Consider the following 17,827-nt stretch of genomic DNA (forward strand, 5'->3'; position numbering starts at 1 on the left):
AGCTATAAATTGTCATTTATATTTATTCAAAATTGATGGTCTTTAAATTGCCATCTTTCATAAGAAATTCACCACGAGATATAACCGAAACAACTTCCCAATCTCTGAGAAAAACTATATCCGCTTCGAAATCTTTTTCTATTCTACCTTTTTTGCTAAAATTGAAAACTTTAGCAGTATTCACCGTTGCAATTTTTAAAGCTTCGTCGAGTTTTATACCTCTTTCAACAACTTTTTTGATTGTGTACAACACTGCACCAACACTTCCAACCCACAAACCTATGAAATTGCCATTTTTATCAAACTTTGGCAAACTACCTTGCCCATCCGAAGAGATAGTTACATTTTCGATTAAGTTATTATCAAAAGATTGAATAATAGCATCTACAGTGTTGAAATCCAAATCGCTATTTTCTTCAGGTTGTAGTGCTGTTAAATCAATCACTCCTCCCAATTTAGCAAATTCTAGACCTTGCTCGAACAATTTCTTACTCCTTGAGATATGCGTTGGATAAATGTGTTTTATTGGAATTTCCGTTCTTTTAACTATCTCAAATAACATCTCAATTCCTCTTTCACCATTACCAACATGGAAATTAACAATTCCAGGTTTTTTAGCAATCATTCCACCAACTCTTGCATCAGCAATGATTCTTACTATTTCTTCAAAGGTTGGTTGCGATGACCTGTGATCTGAGATGGCTATCTCTCCAACACCTATAACTTTATCTATCAAAATTATGTCTTTTTGAATGCTTCCAGTGAACGTAACTGGTGGAACGCAGTAAGATCCTGTATATATGTAGGTGCTTATACCAATTTCTTCCATAGCTTTTGCCTTTGCATATAAATTTTCCAAACTCCTTGTTATTCCATCTGTGCCAAGGCATCCAATAACCGTTGTAACACCATTCTTTATACAATCCGAAATCCTAAGCTCAGGCGTTCTTGTTGAAAAACCACCTTCTCCCCCTCCACCTGTTATATGCACATGCGGATCTATCAAACCGGGAATTGCTATTAAATCTGTGGCATCATAAATTTCTACATCAAAAAATGGAAAATTTAAATTTTCTTCTATTGCAATTATAGTGTTTCCAGCAATCAATACATCACGTTTTCCGATATATTCCGGCGCGTATATACAAACATTCTTTATGAGTTTAAAGAATTTCTCCACAGTTACCTCACACCTCACTTGCTCATCTTTTTCATTTTTCAATACTTCCATCCAATGTTATTCTAAAACCTTTCCTCTTTAGCTCTTCGATAATATGTTCAACGTTAACATCGATTAAATTCGATATGTCTTTTGCGGTTATTTTTACCTTGGAAAATAATTCCTGAAAATAACTTATTACCCAATCTATACGTTGAATAGGATTAGGTATGTTTTTAATTTTGATTAAGCTCTTCACCTGTTTTATTCTTTTCAGTTGAGATTCGCATATTCTGAGTATGAAATTAGGATTCGTTTGAAGTGACTTTTCTATACTTTCACAGTTTATAGGTATAATCGAAGCTGGGGATATCGAGTAAAGCGTTACCATACGTGTTTTTGTATCTAAAAGCGCGCCTTCTCCAACAAATTCTCCAGGTTGAACAATTGATAAAAGAACTTCTTTGTTCTCGTAAAGTTTCACAGCTTTTAAGTAACCTTTTACGACCAAATATCCTTCTTGCGCTACATCTCCCTCAAGTGTAACTATAGTGTACGGAGGTATATACAAACCAGCTTTCATAAACATTTCTAGTATATCCTGATTTTGTCCACCTCTTAAAAATGCGTGTAAATAAAAGTACGAAAGATGTTCAGCGTAATCTTTGGGATTTAATCTTCTGAAATGAAGTTCAGCATGCTCGGGATCTAATATTACGCTAAGCAATGTGTACAAAACCATGATTTCTTTTTTCAAATCTTCCGAAACAACTTCTGGAAGAAGTTTAACAAGTATATCAAACGCTTCTTTATAATATCCGCTCGCGTAAAATCTTTTTGCACTTAAAATATCTTGAAATACTTTATCGTCCAATTTATATGAATTTGGATGTACTCTTTTAAAATATCTAAGTCTATCAGGTCCAACATACTCTGGTAATTCTTGGCATTCAGCAAGTTCCGAATCGGCTATCAATAATCTTTTTGAGATTGATGATATCGCGCTTTTTAGAATTTTTAAGTATTCTTTTGATTGAAATACCTCTTGCGGTTCAAAAACATAAAACATTGCTTCGGGAGAAGATACTGTAATTTTTTCCTCAGAAGGCATAGAAAACCAAGACCATTCACCAAACGTTCCACTGTCCAGGCTTACTTCTTTTTTGTGAACCTTAACAGATACTTCTCCTTCTAGAAGATAATAAACTTTTCGAGGTATTTCATCGTAATCATACAGAACACTTCCTTTGGGGTATGTGACAATATCCATTTTTTCACTCCCTAAAAATCAAAAAAATCAGCAGTTGGTAAGGAACCAACTGCTGATTTGAAGTTTTAAATAATCGCAAATTTCTTCCCAACTTTTTCAAATTTATCAAGAGCGAAATCTAGATCCTCCTTCGTATGTACAGCACTTATCATTACTCTTATTCTTGCTTTACCTTTCGGTACTGTTGGATAACCTATCGATTGTGCAAATATTCCCTCTTCGAATAGTTCTCTACTAAATTGACTCGCAACTTTGGCATCGTACAACATAACGGGAGTAATAGGTGTCTGACTTACGCCTAGGTCAAACCCAAGCTTTTTCATTTCGCTCTTAAAGTAATTTGCGTTATCCCATAATCTTTTAACTCTTTCATCGCTTTCCTGGAGTATCTTTACCGCTTCAAGACATGCCGCGACATCCGCTGGTGTCAATCCAGTACTGAACAAAAATGGTCTCGCTTTCTGTTTTAAGTACCTTATGAGTGTTTCTTTACCTGCAATATATCCACCAAGCACACCAAAAGCTTTTGAAAGCGTACCAATTTCCATGTCTACTCTTCCATGCAATCCGAAATGATCGACTATGCCTCTTCCTCCTCTACCTAATACCCCTTCGCCATGCGCATCGTCAACCATAACTGCCGCTTCGTATTTTTCGGCAAGTTCAACAATTTCTGGAAGCGGGGCAATATCACCATCCATACTGAAAACACCATCAGTTATTATCAATATTCTTCTTGCCTTTTGAACATCTCTTGCCTCTTTCAACCTTGCCTCAAGTTCATTCATATCGTTGTGCTTATAAACGTACCTTTTGGCTTTTGAGAGCCTAACACCATCAATTATACTTGCATGGTTCAGTTCATCTGAGATAATTGCATCGTTCTCATCGCCAAACACCGTTGGTATAGCTGCTTGGTTCGCTATAAAACCGGATTGTAGGAATATCGTTGCATCTGCTCCTTTAAATTCCGCTAGCGCTTTTTCAAGTTCTTCATGGATTTTCATTGTACCTGCAATTGTTCTAACTGCTCCTGGACCGACGCCCCATTCATCAATAGCTTTTTTTGCAGCTTGTTTTAATCTTTCATCGCTTGCAAAACCAAGATAATTATTTGAACACAAGTTAAGTACCCTTTTACCATTAACAACTATCCATGCTCCCTGTGGTGATTCAAGTGTTCTAATGTTAATATACAAACCTTCATTTTTCAAATTTTCCATTTCATCTTCTAAAATTTTATAATTAAACATCTTTGTTCACCTCCCAACTGATAAATTTAATCAAGTTTAATCAAGATTTAGAACAACCTTTCCACATTGTTTATTCAACATCAATTCAAATCCTTTTTCCCATTGTTCAAACGGGATAATGTGGGTAACAACCTTTGAAAGGTCAACTTTCTTCGCTCTAAGTAACTCATCTGCAATTCTCCAAGTTTCAAACATTCTTCTTCCTGTGATACCATATACAGTTAATCCCCTCATTGTGATAAGAGAGTCAAAGCTTATATCTATTTTACCGCCGAATATGCCAAGAACGGAAACTTCGCCACCCATAGTAACACATTTTAATCCATCTTCAAATGCTTTTCTGTTACCGCTCATTTCAAGAAGCACGTCAACACCATCATCAAGAATTTTGTAAACTTCCTTCACTAAATCTTTTTCCGCGGGATTTATAATTACATCCGCCCCATTTTCCTGTGCCATTTTAATTCTCATTGGATCGACTTCGGACACAATTACTGTGCTTGCACCGGCAACTTTAGCTATCTGAATTGCCATAAGACCTATTGGACCTGCGCCGGTTATAAGGACGTTCTTACCAAGTAAGTTCGTTACAGCTGCGGTATGAATAGCATTTCCAAATGGTTCCATAACAGAAGCGAAGTCAAGAGGGATTTCGGAAGAAAACCTCCACAAAACACTTTCGGGAATAATTGCATACTCTGCAAATACACCATTTGTATCAACGCCTAATATTTTCAAATTCTTACAAACATGCATTCTACCAGTTTTGCATTGATAACAACTTTCGCAGGGTATGTGAGTTTCTGCCGCAACTAAATCTCCAATACTTACTCTTGTAACAGCACTACCAACAGCAACAACTTCCCCTGCCATTTCATGCCCTGTTATTAGTGGGGGAATAATTCTTGATTGTGACCACTCATCCCATTTATATATGTGTACATCCGTACCACAAATTGAAGCTCTTCGGACTTTAACCAAAACATCGCGTGGACCAAGATCGTTTACATCTGGCTTTTTAACTTCTTTTAACACCAATCCTGGGCCTGCTTTTTCTTTCATAATTGCTTTCATAGTATTCATCGTATTTGTCCCCAAGGCAACCGCCTCCCTATTGTTAGATTTAAGTTTGATACCGCAAAATAGGATTTTATCCACATTTAATTATACTATCTATTTTATGGTACTTAAATATCAATACAAACGAACATAAATTAGCATAACGAAGAAATCAATAAATTATAACTTATAATAAGCTAAGATATCAAATTTTGTATTATAATTGTCAACTCTAAACCTGCTCTTTCTCTCCCAATATCTCTTTTTCTTTCTCTTGTACAAATTGGTTCATATACAATCTGTAATACTTTCCTTTTTTCCTCATCAATTGTTCATGTGTACCTTCCTCTATTATTTCCCCATTTTCAATAACTAATATCTTATCGGCGTTCCTTATAGTGGATAATCTGTGGGCTATGACAAAGCTTGTCCTTCCTTTTAGCAGTTTGTGAATAGCGTCTTGTATTAAATGTTCCGTATATGTGTCTATAGAGCTTGTTGCTTCATCTAATACTAAAATCTTCGGATTAGCAATCACAACCCTCGCAAGTGAAATAAGTTGTCTTTGACCGAGTGATAAATTCGCACCGCTTTCACCAACGTTTGTTTCATACCCATTCTCCAATTTCATTATAAAATCATGGGCATTTACTAATTTTGCCGCTTCTATTATTTCTTCCATTGTTGCATCTAGCCTACCGTATCTTATGTTCTCAGCGATAGTCCCATTAAATAAATGCGGTGTTTGAAGTACATAGCCTATGCTTTCTCTCAGTTTTTTTATTTTGATTTTTCTGTAATCTACGCCATCTATGTATATCGTACCTTGAGTTGGTTCGTAAAACCTGCCTATTAAATTTACTATCGTTGTTTTTCCAGCGCCCGTATCACCTACAAGAGCGATTGTTTCCCCTTTACGAACTTTTAAGTTAAACGATTTAATAACCCAGTCGCCTTTTGAATATTTGAACGATACATTATCAAAAACCAATTCCCCTTGAATGTCTACGTCAATTGCATCAGGGGTATCCAATATCTCAGGTTCAGTTTCGATGAGTTCGAGAACTCTTTCGGCAGCTGCTTGAGCTGATATAAGGTCAGCTAATACTCTTGCAAGTTGATATATTGGCTCGAAAAATTGGATGGAATAAGAAATAGCTGCACTCAAAGTACCGATACTTAAAACATTTATGTACGTTCTCTTTCCTCCGTACACAAGAATAAGAGCTGTGACTATATTACCGATGAAAATAACTATCGGAGTGTACATTCCTGAAAGAATGGTAGCTTTTATCGAAGCATTTTTCAGCTCATCTGTATGTTTTTTAAAATCTTTCGATACCAAATCTTCAACAGACAATACCTTTACTGTTTTTGCCCCCATCAGTCCTTCATTGTATATACCCGTCACTTCTGAAACAAGCTTTCTGACAATTCTGTATTGTTTAAGTATTTTTCTTTGGAAATACCAACCGACAAAAGCAATCAATGGAATTGCAAAAAGTATGAAAAGTGTAAGTTGCCAACTAAGTAAGAAAGAGTAAATTAAAATAAAAGTCATAGAAGAGATAGCCCAAACTCCATCAACTATCTGCCATGACATAATTGAACTGACTTTTTGAACATCAGACATCACGCGCGAAATGAGAAAACCCGTTTGTGTATTATCGAAAAATGATAACGATAAAGATTGAAGCTTTTTAAATGATGCGTTTCTAACATTATAGGCAAAACCATTTTCTATTTTTCCAGCAAGTGTTATCAAAAAATACGTTCCACATGCTTGTAAAGAGCCTATTGCTAAGAGCAAAATAAAGTATTTGCTAAAACCATTCAAATTTTTTCTGGCAATAAAATTGTCTATAGCATATTTAGTCAAATATGGATAAGTTGCATCGATAAGCCCAACAAGAATCATAATTATTATTAAAAAAATGAAGTGAAATTTGTACTCCTTTAAGAAAATCCAAAATTTAGCCCACAATTTAGGATTAAACTTGGTTTGCCTTTCTTGAATAATTTCTTCCATACTATTCACTCTCCTGTTTCCGTGAGTTTAAGTACATTCTCAATTCTCCAAACTCTTTGGTAAAGCCCTGGATGGTTCACTAATTCTTCGTGATTACCTATCGCAGTTACCACACCATTTTCGAAAACTATAATCTTATCAGCATCTTTTATACTTGAAATCCTATGTGATACGATTATCGTTGTTGTGTTTTCACTTCTTTTTCTTATCGCCTCAAGTATCTTTCTTTCCGTTTCAGTATCAACAGCGCTCATGGAATCATCAAATATTAAAATCGGGTAGTCATTTACCAAAGTTCTCGCGATTGTTAACCTCTGCCTTTGTCCACCTGAAAGCGTTATCCCTTTTTCACCTACCAAGGTATCGTATCCTCTCTCAAATTTCACAATATCGTCATGAACAGATGCAAGCTTGGCTGAAAGGATGATTTCTTCAATATCGCTATCAGGCTTTGTAATAGCTATATTTTCCCTCACTGTTTTTGAAAAAACGAAAGCCTCTTGTGGAACCAAGCCTATATTCTTTCTAAGGATACTTTTCGGTATTTCTCTGATATTTACACCGTCGATCAATATTTCTCCACCATCTACATCATATAACCTCATAAGCAACGAAATTACCGTTGACTTACCCGATCCAGTCCCACCAAAAAACGCAACTTTCTCACCTTTGCTAATTTTAAAAGAAACGCCTTTGAGTACTGGATGCTCAGGGTTGTACCCAAACCAAACGTCCCTAAACTCTATATCACCATTTAACTTAATTTCTCCACCGTTCTCTAAATCCTCCAATTTCTCTGAAAGAATTTCATTGACTCTCTTTAATGAAACTTTCACTTTCCCAAAGTTAGATAATAATATCCCAAGCTCTCTAACAGGCCACATCAACATTCCAACATATGTTGTAAACACTATCAAAGTCCCGACAGTTATTTCTCCTTTTACAGTAAAGTAAGTTCCAAATATAATAGTAAAAACAAATTGTGAAAACGCTAAAAAGTCAGAAATTGACCAAAAATTGGCAAACAATTTTAGCAATTTTAAATCAAGTTTCCTGTACTCAGTGTTTTTCTCCAAAAACTTTTTTATTTCATATTCTTCTCTCGTAAAAGCTTTGACTACCCTAACTCCCGTAATATTTTCCTGAACGACCGTTGTAACTGCAGCTTCCGCCTCATCAACTTTCTCGAAATATCTCTTCACTTTGACGAAAAAATATAAAGAACTTCCAAATAATGCAGGAATCATCGCAGATGAAGCTAATGTCATTTTCACATTGAGCTTTAGCATAACAAACAAAGCAAGAAATATTGTAAAAATAATCCTCCAGATACTTATCGCATCTGCTGCAATAAATCTTCGTATCGTCTCAACATCTGATGTACATCTTTGTATAACATCACCCGATTGAAACTTTGAATAAAATCCATATTCCGCTTTTAGAATAACGTTATATAAGTCGTCCCTTAATTTTTTGGCAAAATTTTCAGACGTATATCCCGCCATTTTTTCTCTTAAGAAAGAAAAAAAGCTGTTAAAAAATGCAAATACGACAACAATTAAACCAACGAGCCACAAATTTCGAAGAAAAAACTCACGACCGCCGAATTCATAATAAATACTACTGAGAAATTTTGATTCTATATTCTTATTAGAAATAATGTTATCAATTGTAAATTTCACAACTAAAGGGATAAGCCTGGAAAATAATATAGAAAGTGCTGTGGATAAAACTGCGACTACGTAATAAAATCTGTAACCTTTCATGTAATGTATTATTGTTCTTAAATCTCCGGTGCTTTTTGCTTCTTTCATACCCTTTCCCTCCTTAACACTAAAACATTGAATAAAAAAACTCCACGGGGACAACCCGTGGAGTTTTAGCCTATTTTTTATTTTATTAGTTAATTAGTGTATTCATTAATTAAAAAAGAGGAATTGAGATATACACCATTAACTAATTAGCAATTCAAGAAAACGTTCCGAAGGGCTCTGACTCCATGACTCGGGCTGTCCAATAAAAAAGAAATATGAAGAACTACTCTTCACAAAACTCAGACTACTAATTCTCATCGGACAACCCTCCCTCCGGATTTTTTATTGAAAAATTTTATCGTTTTTATTATGTTTAATTGTACAACTTTAGAAAATAAATGTCAATACATTATTTCGTATTAAGAACCTTTGCTTTAATTTATCCAAACTCCGCAAAATTTCTAATATAATCTTCATCGATTATTTCAACAATCCTATTATTTACGTTTATTATCCCATGTTTTTCAAGCTCAATAAAAACCCTCGATAAAGCTGGACGGGTAACACCGAACTCTCGAGCCAATTCTTCCTTTGACATATCCATAGTAACTTTCAAAGAATTTTGTTCTTCTGAAAGCTTTAATAGATAAGAACAAACCTTTTGAACGAGGTTTTTCATTGCAACTTCGTAAAATTTGTCTGTGATGAATATAAACGCATCACTTACATACCTAAGGTAGTTACGGAGCAAAGTCTCATTCTTCATAAGGTATTTCACAAAAGTATCTTTTCCAATAGTTACGAATACTGATGGTCTTACTGTTTCCACATCGACAGGGTATTTAGCATCGGTCGAAAATATAACCGCTGAGGCTAAAAGTTTTGGAGCCAACATATGGTCAATCTGCAAAACTCTTCCTTCTGTATTTGTAAACAAGCCATAGGCTTCTCCTTCCACAAGGATTAAAATCTCATCACAATCATCCCCGCGATAACGTACTATTTCTTTTGATTTATAATTCTCGATTTTAGCTTCCTTTAGAATTTCCATTATAAAATCTTTGCCTATACCTTTAAAAATTTCACAATTTTCCAAATTTTGCAATATTTCCTCTAAATTTTTTTTCATATTTCCTCCCAAAAATTGTATATAGATATTGTCACACTTAAATTATACACATGTGGTACAATTTTATCAACAATAATTTAAGTATTTGGAGGTGCCAACATGAAAAGACTTCGTTTTTTATCTTTTATACTGTATATTTTTAGTATATTCACTCTCGCAATAGGCTCAAACATGGAAACTTTGAACAAACAATTCTATGAAGCAAGAAAAGACCGAGACAAAGACAAGATAAATAGTATTATAAAAAATATTGAATCAACAAGTGACTACAAGAAAAACTCTATACTTTTGACTATACTAGCAGATTGTTATTTGGAATATGGAATTTGGGGAGCATCTGATAAAGAAAAAGAGAAAATTTTAGAAAAAGCAAAAACCAATGCTGAAATGGCTATAAAAATTGATAAAAACAACGGAAGAGCTTATTACATCCTTAGCGTTGCTGTAGCTCAACTTATTCCATTCAAAAATGTATTTGAAAAACTCTATTTATTAAATGAGTTTGATAAGAACATAAATATCGCAATTAAACTTCTCGATGAAAATGATGAAGAAGGAAGGCTTTATAAAGCATTTTCCTACATAGCCATTGCGGTTCGTTACATGGAAGCTCCTTGGCCGTGGAACAATTACCAAAAATCTGAAGAATTTCTAAACATGGCTCTTAAATTAATTCCAAACTATCCAAATATCTATCTAGAACTCGGTTATTTGTACCTCAAACTCAACGATAAAGCCAAGGCAAAAGAAATGTTTCAAAAAGTTATAGAATCTAAGCCTCACCCACTTTTTGTTAAATCATACGAAGAGTCTGTCAAAATCGCTCAAAATGAGTTGGGAAAAATACAATGAAAAATTCTATTTCATCCGTAACATAGGTTACGGATTTTTTTGTTTATTTGTTTTAAGATTATAGTGGATTTCTTAGAAAACCAATGCTCATTAAGGAGGTGTTAGTATGGCTCTTAACATGTTTTGTTATCAATGTTCACAAGCGATGAACGGCGAAGGTTGTACAGTAACCGGTGTTTGCGGTAAAGAACCGACAGTGGCAAGACTCCAAGACAATCTAGTTTATATCCTAAAAGGTATATCCGCTTACTATTATCACGCCAGAGAATTAGGATATCACGATGAAGAAATAGCAGCATATTTAGGTGAGGGATTGTACTCCACACTTACAAACGTCAACTTTGACGGAGAAGACTTTGTTAAAAAGGCTCTTGAAGCAGGTATGATGAATTTCAAAGTTATGCAACTCCTTAAAAAAGCGCACATTGAAACTTACGGTGAGCCAACACCTACAGAAGTTGAAACAGGTACAAAAGAAGGACACGCGATAATAGTTACAGGTCACAATTTAAAAGCCCTTGAAGAACTATTGAAACAAGTTGAAGGTACGGACGTTTACGTTTACACTCACTCAGAGATGCTCCCAGCACATGGATATCCTGGACTTAGAAAATACAAAAACTTAGCTGGCAATTTAGGAGCTGCTTGGTATGATCAAAGAGAACTTTTCGATAAGTATCCTGCGGCTATACTTGGAACAAGTAACTGTGTTCTCATTCCGAAAGAGTCTTACAGAGATAGAATGTTCACAACATCTATAGCAAAATTACCCGGCGTGAAACACATTGAAGGATATGACTATTCAGAAGTTATCGCAAAGGCAAAATCCCTGCCAAAACTTCCAAATCAACCAGGATCTTACAAATTAACGACTGGGTATTCAGCTAGTGTTGTAAAATCACTCGCAGGAAAAATAAAAGAACTTGTAGAAGCAGGAAAAATTAGACACTTCTTGGTAGTTGGTGGCTGTGATACTCCGACAAAACGCGGTGCATATTACAGAGAATTCGTACAAAAACTTCCAAAAGATACGGTAGTTATAACACTTGCTTGTGGAAAATTCAGAATTAACGATTTACAATTAGGTGATATCGAAGGAATTCCAAGACTTATCGATGTGGGTCAATGTAACGATACAATAGTTGCGCTTGAGATAGCTATGGCTCTTGCCGATGTATTTGGTGTAAAAGTCACAGAACTTCCGTTGACACTTGTTCTCACGTGGATGGAACAAAAGGCAGTTGCGATACTTTGGACATTACTTGCACTTGGATTGAAAGGCATTTACATAGGACCAGTCCTACCAGCTTGGGTAAACAAAGACATACTTGAGGTTCTTGTGAAAAATTACGACTTAAAACTCATTAGTACACCTGAAGAAGATATAAAGCAAATACTCCATGTTTGATTAAATCTATTACATACTAAATACTTACTAAATACTTAAAAACCAGGCAGGTTCAAAAACCTGCCTGGTTTTATTACGAATTCTTAATAATGCTTTCTTTAACCATTTTTGCAAGCTCTTTTGCGGCAAATGAATTCAAATGCACCCCATCTATTGTTGTTATTAACCTTCTCAACTTGCTAACAAAAGTAGTCATCAAAGGTGAAACAACAAATATTGAATCCATAACCATTACAAATGGTTCTTTCGAAACAAAGTAACTTTTTCCTCGATTAAAATTATTCATTTCTTTCTTTATCATATTCTTTTGCCATAAATTGAAATCGACATACGTTATTTTCTTTTCATGGCAAATGCTTTTAATAACTTCGTTGTATTTTTCTACTTTCCTATTCATTTCACCTTCAATGTCTTCGCCTATACATGGAATGCTTATAGCGCATAACAATTTATCACTTACTAAAGAGACAATTTCTCTGTAATACTTTTCAAATTCATCGATATTTTTAGATGGTATTCTCCCAGACTCGATTATTTTATCAACAACTTTGGCCCAACCTGATGAGTATGATTTAAGAAATGGTAAAAGTATGTCATTTGTTCCAATTTCGATTATAGCCCCTTCAAGTTTGTCAACGGTATTTTCAGCATTTAAAAAGTCTTCAACTCTTTTCTTCAAACCAATAACTGTGTCTCCACCTAAACCTTTGTTGATGAAACCTTCCCCAAGATACCTCACATACGAAACCCCTGGTTTCCCCTCTGTTATGCTATCTCCAAAACAGACAAACAATTTCAATCACCTCCACAAAATTTCATTTTTACCTTATATTTTAAATTATATCTCTTTTTCTTTTGAAAAATCCATTGGAAAATTCATTTATGATAAACTAAATGAAACTATATATCAAATAAAATTTAACAATTTTAATCTGTATTATCTATCAAATACATGTTATAATTTTTTAGAAAATGCTTTAGGAGGGATTGGTGTGTTTTCCAACGATATAAGCGAAAGACATGTTACGGAATTAAAAAAATATGTAACTAAAGTTGTTTTGTTTACGCTTCTTCTTATCGATCCACCAGCACTATTATTTTCCTATTATATCTTTGCTGGATTAAGAGATTATCCTATTTGGATTATACTTGCCGGGTACTTCATCATGTTTGCAACATTTGGTCTATTAACAGTATTCATATCTCGTAAGCTGGTGGAGAAATCACTGTTAGATGGAAAATTTAATCTTCCCACAGCTTTGTCAGTACTTTTGTTCATTATGAATTTTGTTGCAGCAACCTTTGTTGGTATCTTTGCTAAACAGATTAAACCTCTTCCAGAGGAAACTTTAATGCTCAGGTTATCTGGGGCTCTTGCTATAAATATGGTTATAATTGTTTTGTTTTTAGTCTTTTATTCTAATTCAAGGTTACTAAAAGAATATACGGGAGAAAAATATAAAAATATCATGATACCTATTTCCATGAAGTTAACAACAGGCGTATTAGCAATATCTCTTTGGATCGCGCCTATATTATTAAAATATTTAACGTTAAAAACTGAGCTTTCAAGTGATATGCAGAAAAACTTTGTTATCACAAGTATAGGGCTCAATGTAATACTTGGTTTGTCAGTAATATTTTTATCAAAGCGTATATTGAAATATGTTCCAAAAATAATTACATCGCTTAATGCTATATCTAATGGTAATTTAACAGAGGTTGTTTCTGTGGAATCCGCTGATGAGTTTAGATATATATCAAACAAGTTAAATGAAGCAACCAAAGGTATAAATAGTGTAATAAAAGGCACAGTTAATATATCCGATTCTTCAATTTCTGTATTGAAAGATCTTGAGGATAAGTTTTATACATTCAAAAATGTTGCTGATGATACTGTATCGGCTGTAGATGTACAGCAACAAGGTATTGAACGTATTACAAGTTCAATAGAGGAGATAACTGCAAATATAGAACAACTCTCCGTGCAAGCTCAATCGCTTGCAGATTTAGCAATGAGTGTTCAAAAACTTGCAGATACCTTGGATGAAAAGGCAAAAACAAGTACGGATGAACTCAAGAAAGTAAAAGAAACAACTTCTGGATTTGTAAAAGAATATGAAAATCTCGAAGATGGTATAAATCAACTAACAGAGGCAACAAGAAATATAGGTGACATAATAGAAAGTGTTAGAAATATAGCCGAACAGACCAATTTACTTGCATTAAATGCTGCTATAGAAGCCGCAAGGGCAGGAGAAGCAGGAAGGGGTTTTGCGGTCGTTGCCGATGAAATTAGAAAATTAGCCGAAGAAACAAAAAGGTCTACTGATACTATTACATCAACGATAGAAACTATAAGAACATATTCCAAAGTTCTTAATGAGCAAATACAAAGATTACGAGAGGGAATAAAATCAACGGAAAGTGGATACGATAGATTGTTTGATACCTTCGGTTACTTGGAAAGAGCTGTGAAAGATATTTCTTCGGCTATAGATACACTTGCAGCACATAGCGAAGAACAAAATGCGTCTGTTGAAGAAATGAGAAGCGGAGCAAATGAAATAGCCGAAAATGTTTCAAAAATATCTGTCCAAGGTGAAGGAATCACATCAACAATGCAGGAAATAGAAAAACAACTTGAAGTCCTTTCAAATAAGCTAAAAGATACAAGCTTGGCTTTTGAACAGCTGAAAACAGAATTGGGAAAATTCAAGATTTCCTGAAAGCTCTAAAAATACAGAAGCCTGCCAATCAATTGGCAGGCTTTTTTAATGTATGATTTATTCCTTAATTTTAAGTATTTTAACCAAACCATCTGTGAACGATAAAAGTATTTTACCGTTCGAATATAAAATTTTGTTGATAAGGTACGAATTGTGGACAAAAACTTTCTCCAATATTTTCCCATCTTTTGAAATCAGTACAATTTCCCCGTTGTTTGTGCCAACAATTATTTTCCCATCAGATAAAATCAATGGTGATATATTGTAAATGGGTGAACCTACGGAAGTTTTCCAAATCACTTTTCCGGAATTTATATCTAATGAGTAAACAAGACCATCTATGCTTGTCGTTACAAAATTTGGATCAGATTTCACAATGTCTGAATAACCTGTTTTTAAACCACTTGTTGTCCATAATATTGTTTTATTTTTCCAATCATATGCCTGAACTACTCCAGAAGGAGTTGTGACAATCAACAAATTTTCTAAAACCAAAGGCACTATGCCTCCAGGGGTGTAATAACCCGAACCTGTTGGAATCTTCGCAAAGAGTTTCCCATCTTCGTCTATAATAAACAACTCATTTCCCCAAGAGGTTTGAAAGAACTTTCCTTGGTAATATCTTGCCTCTCTTTGTATCACACCGTTTAAATTGTAAGTTGCTAACCTTTTAAATTCTTTCAAATCTAAAATATGTATGGTTTTCCCAACACCAATCACAATTGAAACTTTTCCTACCTTTATGGAAAATATAGGTCCATCGAAGTTTAATATCCTTTGAACTCTTCCATTTTTTGAATTGATTAAATATAAATTCCCATACAAATCACCAATGAAAATTATGCCATCATAATACTCTATATTCGCTACAACTGGATTCTGGATTGCGTTTTTCCATAAAAACTGTCCATTGCTGTTTATCGCTTTAATATTACCAGAATAATCTATGGCGTAAAATACGCCATCGTTTGCTAACGCTTGAGAAAAAATACTATTTTCAAACCTAATCGATACTATTTCTTCAAAATATTTTGAATTTACGCTTTTTAACTCTTTAGTTTGGACGTTTTTAGATTTTTCTCGAAATTCTTTCTTTTTCGGTATTATCTTTACAATTTCTTCTTTTCCACCCTGCTTTGGATTTGTTTTCGATAAATATAGATTATCCTTATCCCAGCTAATTAATGTTATCCAACCTTCTCTTGTCGCACCAACTGTTTGGATATATGCCCCATTGTACATCCCAAAGTAATCGTATTTATGCGTGTGACCGTAAAGAATTATAGGAACATTGTAATTTTTTATGATATCCATCAGCTTCCAGCCATCGTCTGTATAATTAATTGGTCCACCGAATGGGTGATGAGATAGTAATATTGCTAGTTTACCTTGCTTTTTACAATCTTCCAATTGAGTCTTTATCCATTCTAATTGTTTTTCACCGATGTGGCCAAGGTGTTGAAAGTACATAGAGGTGTCTATGCCTATGAAAGATATTTCTCCTATATCTACTCTGAAATTTTCATACAAGGCATTATCTATATTCTTAGTTTTTCTAACTTTGTCTGACCAGCGAGTATCGTGGTTTCCAAGAAGTATATTGTAATTAATTCCGTTATTACTAAAAACACTTAAAATCTTTGAAAGGTCGTCAAATTCCTCTTCTTTCCCCATTTCCGTAAGATCGCCAAGCATAAATACATACAATGGCTTTAATTGAACAAGCTTTTCAATAACGCTATTAATCGTGTTTTTAAAGTATGGATGGTGCAAATCTGAAATCACAGCAACATAATTTTCTTTGCCAAAAGATAGTAAAGAAAGAGCAATATAAAAAACAAATAAAACAATTAGAATTGGCTTAACCAATCCCTTCAATTAAACCACCTACGTTTCTGATTTTCTTTTTTAGAAATGTAATTTACAAACTATACGATCTTATCGCTGACAATTATTATTTCTTAGCTTGATAGTAGCACCTTTTTGGTGATTCTATCTTTCCTTCTTCTTTTAATTGTTTGATAGCTTTATCCACTTCTTCTTTTGGTAAACCTGATTTTTCAGCAATATCGCCAGGTCTCATCGGCTTATCATTTTCAAGAAGCACTTTCAAAACAATTTCTTTTTTCTCCATACAATCTCCTCCCCATCAAAAGTAGAGTTTATGTAGAACTGTGATATTTTCTGGTATAATATATTTTAACATACTTTGTGCAAAAACTGCAAAAAATTTAAACATAAGGAGGAATTTTTATGCCTTTCCATAACAAACCAAATTTAATTGTGAGCAGGTGTTTTTTTGAACACACACGTTACGATGGTGGAATTATTTCGAGTGATATTGTAAAAAAGCTTGAAAATTACTGCAATTTTGTAACCATCTGCCCAGAAGTCGAAATCGGTTTACCTATACCAAGAGAACCAATAGACGTGTTTTTAATCAACAATGATTACAAACTTATGAATAAATCTCATAATATCGATTTAACAGAAAAGATGCTGAGCTTTGCAAATAAATTTGCTCAAAATGTTTCTACCTTAGAAATCGATGGAATGATTTTAAAAGCCAAATCGCCTTCGTGCGCGATAAACGATGCGAAATTGTATGGCCCAAATGGTAGAGTCATATCAAAAACGCCGGGAATTTTTGCAAAGGTGATGATTGAGAAATTTACAGAGTTAATGATTGAAAGTGAGATGAGACTTACAAACGATAAAATCAGATTTGAATTCTTGACTTTCATTTTTACACTTGCACGCTTTAGAGACGTGAAAACAAAAAAGGAACTTATCGATTTTCATTCAATCAATAAGTTCCTTTTACTTACAAAAAATGAAAAGATTATGAGAGAGCTTGGAAGAATAGTTGCACAAAAGGAATTTAACGAGAACGTTCTGAAAGAATATCGTGAATTTTTAATAAAAGCTCTTAAAACTCCTATTAAAAATTCAAAAGTTATAAACACACTACTTCACATGTATGGATTCTTCAAAGACAAATTAAATGAGAAAGAGAAAGCATACTTCATGGATTTAGTGGAGGATTATAAAAACAATCTTATAAGTTTGCAATCAATAATGGTTTTGCTAAAATCTTGGGCTATACATTATAATATAAATTACATTCTTAATCAAACTTTCCTTGAGCCTTACCCAAAAGATCTTGAAAACATTTGATTAATTTG

14 protein-coding genes are annotated in these 17,827 nt (G+C 34.0%); 4 read left to right on the plus strand and 10 right to left on the minus strand.

All coding sequences use genetic code 11. The features are described from left to right. Positions 1-22: 22 nt before the first annotated feature. The 7 genes from iadA to AS161_RS07850 form a co-directional block, all read right to left on the minus strand. Positions 23-1,231, minus strand: coding sequence for a beta-aspartyl-peptidase (iadA, locus tag AS161_RS07820; RefSeq protein WP_206518801.1), 1,209 nt, complete (start codon positions 1,229-1,231; stop codon positions 23-25). Continuing rightward, the gene (locus tag AS161_RS07825; protein ID WP_164542372.1) at positions 1,212-2,429 is read right to left on the minus strand and encodes a Crp/Fnr family transcriptional regulator; all 1,218 of its coding nucleotides are present in this window, start codon (positions 2,427-2,429) and stop codon (positions 1,212-1,214) included. The genes iadA and AS161_RS07825 overlap by 20 nt, the downstream gene beginning before the upstream one ends. A 65-nt stretch (positions 2,430-2,494) precedes the next feature. Beyond that, entirely contained in the window at positions 2,495-3,682 is a 1,188-nt protein-coding gene (locus AS161_RS07830; RefSeq protein ID WP_011994463.1) for a glycine C-acetyltransferase, read from the minus strand. Positions 3,683-3,718: 36 nt separating this feature from the next. Beyond that, positions 3,719-4,756: an L-threonine 3-dehydrogenase gene (gene tdh / locus AS161_RS07835; RefSeq protein ID WP_164542389.1), complete on the minus strand. Its 1,038-nt coding sequence runs from the start codon at positions 4,754-4,756 to the stop codon at positions 3,719-3,721. Positions 4,757-4,973: 217 nt separating this feature from the next. Beyond that, positions 4,974-6,770, minus strand: a complete 1,797-nt coding sequence (locus tag AS161_RS07840) for an ABC transporter ATP-binding protein (protein WP_164542373.1) — start codon at positions 6,768-6,770, stop codon at positions 4,974-4,976. 5 nt (positions 6,771-6,775) lie between these two features. Then, positions 6,776-8,584 carry an ABC transporter ATP-binding protein gene (locus AS161_RS07845; protein WP_164542374.1) on the minus strand — a complete coding sequence of 603 codons (1,809 nt, stop codon included), beginning with the start codon at positions 8,582-8,584 and terminating at the stop codon, positions 6,776-6,778. Positions 8,585-8,963: 379 nt separating this feature from the next. Further along, entirely contained in the window at positions 8,964-9,653 is a 690-nt protein-coding gene (locus AS161_RS07850) for a Crp/Fnr family transcriptional regulator (RefSeq protein ID WP_164542375.1), read from the minus strand. Between the two features lie 99 nt (positions 9,654-9,752). Here AS161_RS07850 and AS161_RS07855 point away from each other — a divergent pair, with 99 nt between their 5' ends. Next, positions 9,753-10,505 (plus strand): tetratricopeptide repeat protein, encoded by a 753-nt coding sequence (locus AS161_RS07855; RefSeq protein WP_164542376.1) that lies wholly within the window; start codon positions 9,753-9,755, stop codon positions 10,503-10,505. 106 nt (positions 10,506-10,611) lie between these two features. Then, positions 10,612-11,913 carry a hydroxylamine reductase gene (gene hcp / locus AS161_RS07860; protein WP_164542377.1) on the plus strand — a complete coding sequence of 434 codons (1,302 nt, stop codon included), beginning with the start codon at positions 10,612-10,614 and terminating at the stop codon, positions 11,911-11,913. 73 nt (positions 11,914-11,986) lie between these two features. Here the strand turns inward: hcp and AS161_RS07865 are convergent, their stop codons facing one another. Then, positions 11,987-12,706 carry an SGNH/GDSL hydrolase family protein gene (locus AS161_RS07865; RefSeq protein ID WP_164542378.1) on the minus strand — a complete coding sequence of 240 codons (720 nt, stop codon included), beginning with the start codon at positions 12,704-12,706 and terminating at the stop codon, positions 11,987-11,989. A 199-nt stretch (positions 12,707-12,905) separates the two neighbouring features. On the opposite strand from AS161_RS07865, the gene AS161_RS07870 reads away from it, so the two are divergent. Next, entirely contained in the window at positions 12,906-14,642 is a 1,737-nt protein-coding gene (locus AS161_RS07870; RefSeq protein WP_164542379.1) for a methyl-accepting chemotaxis protein, read from the plus strand. 57 nt (positions 14,643-14,699) lie between these two features. Here the strand turns inward: AS161_RS07870 and AS161_RS07875 are convergent, their stop codons facing one another. Together AS161_RS07875 and AS161_RS07880 are read right to left on the minus strand one after the other, a co-directional pair. After that, complete coding sequence (locus AS161_RS07875) at positions 14,700-16,520, minus strand: PQQ-binding-like beta-propeller repeat protein (RefSeq protein ID WP_164542380.1); 1,821 nt, start codon at positions 16,518-16,520, stop codon at positions 14,700-14,702. Positions 16,521-16,596: 76 nt separating this feature from the next. Continuing rightward, positions 16,597-16,776: a helix-turn-helix domain-containing protein gene (locus tag AS161_RS07880; protein ID WP_011994454.1), complete on the minus strand. Its 180-nt coding sequence runs from the start codon at positions 16,774-16,776 to the stop codon at positions 16,597-16,599. A 119-nt stretch (positions 16,777-16,895) separates the two neighbouring features. Here AS161_RS07880 and AS161_RS07885 point away from each other — a divergent pair, with 119 nt between their 5' ends. Then, on the plus strand, positions 16,896-17,819 hold the full coding sequence (locus tag AS161_RS07885) for a DUF523 and DUF1722 domain-containing protein (protein WP_011994453.1): 924 nt from the start codon (positions 16,896-16,898) through the stop codon (positions 17,817-17,819). The last annotated feature ends 8 nt before the right edge of the window (positions 17,820-17,827 follow it).

The organism is Fervidobacterium sp. 2310opik-2, from assembly GCF_011057735.1.
Classification (GTDB): Bacteria; Thermotogota; Thermotogae; order Thermotogales; family Fervidobacteriaceae; genus Fervidobacterium; species Fervidobacterium nodosum.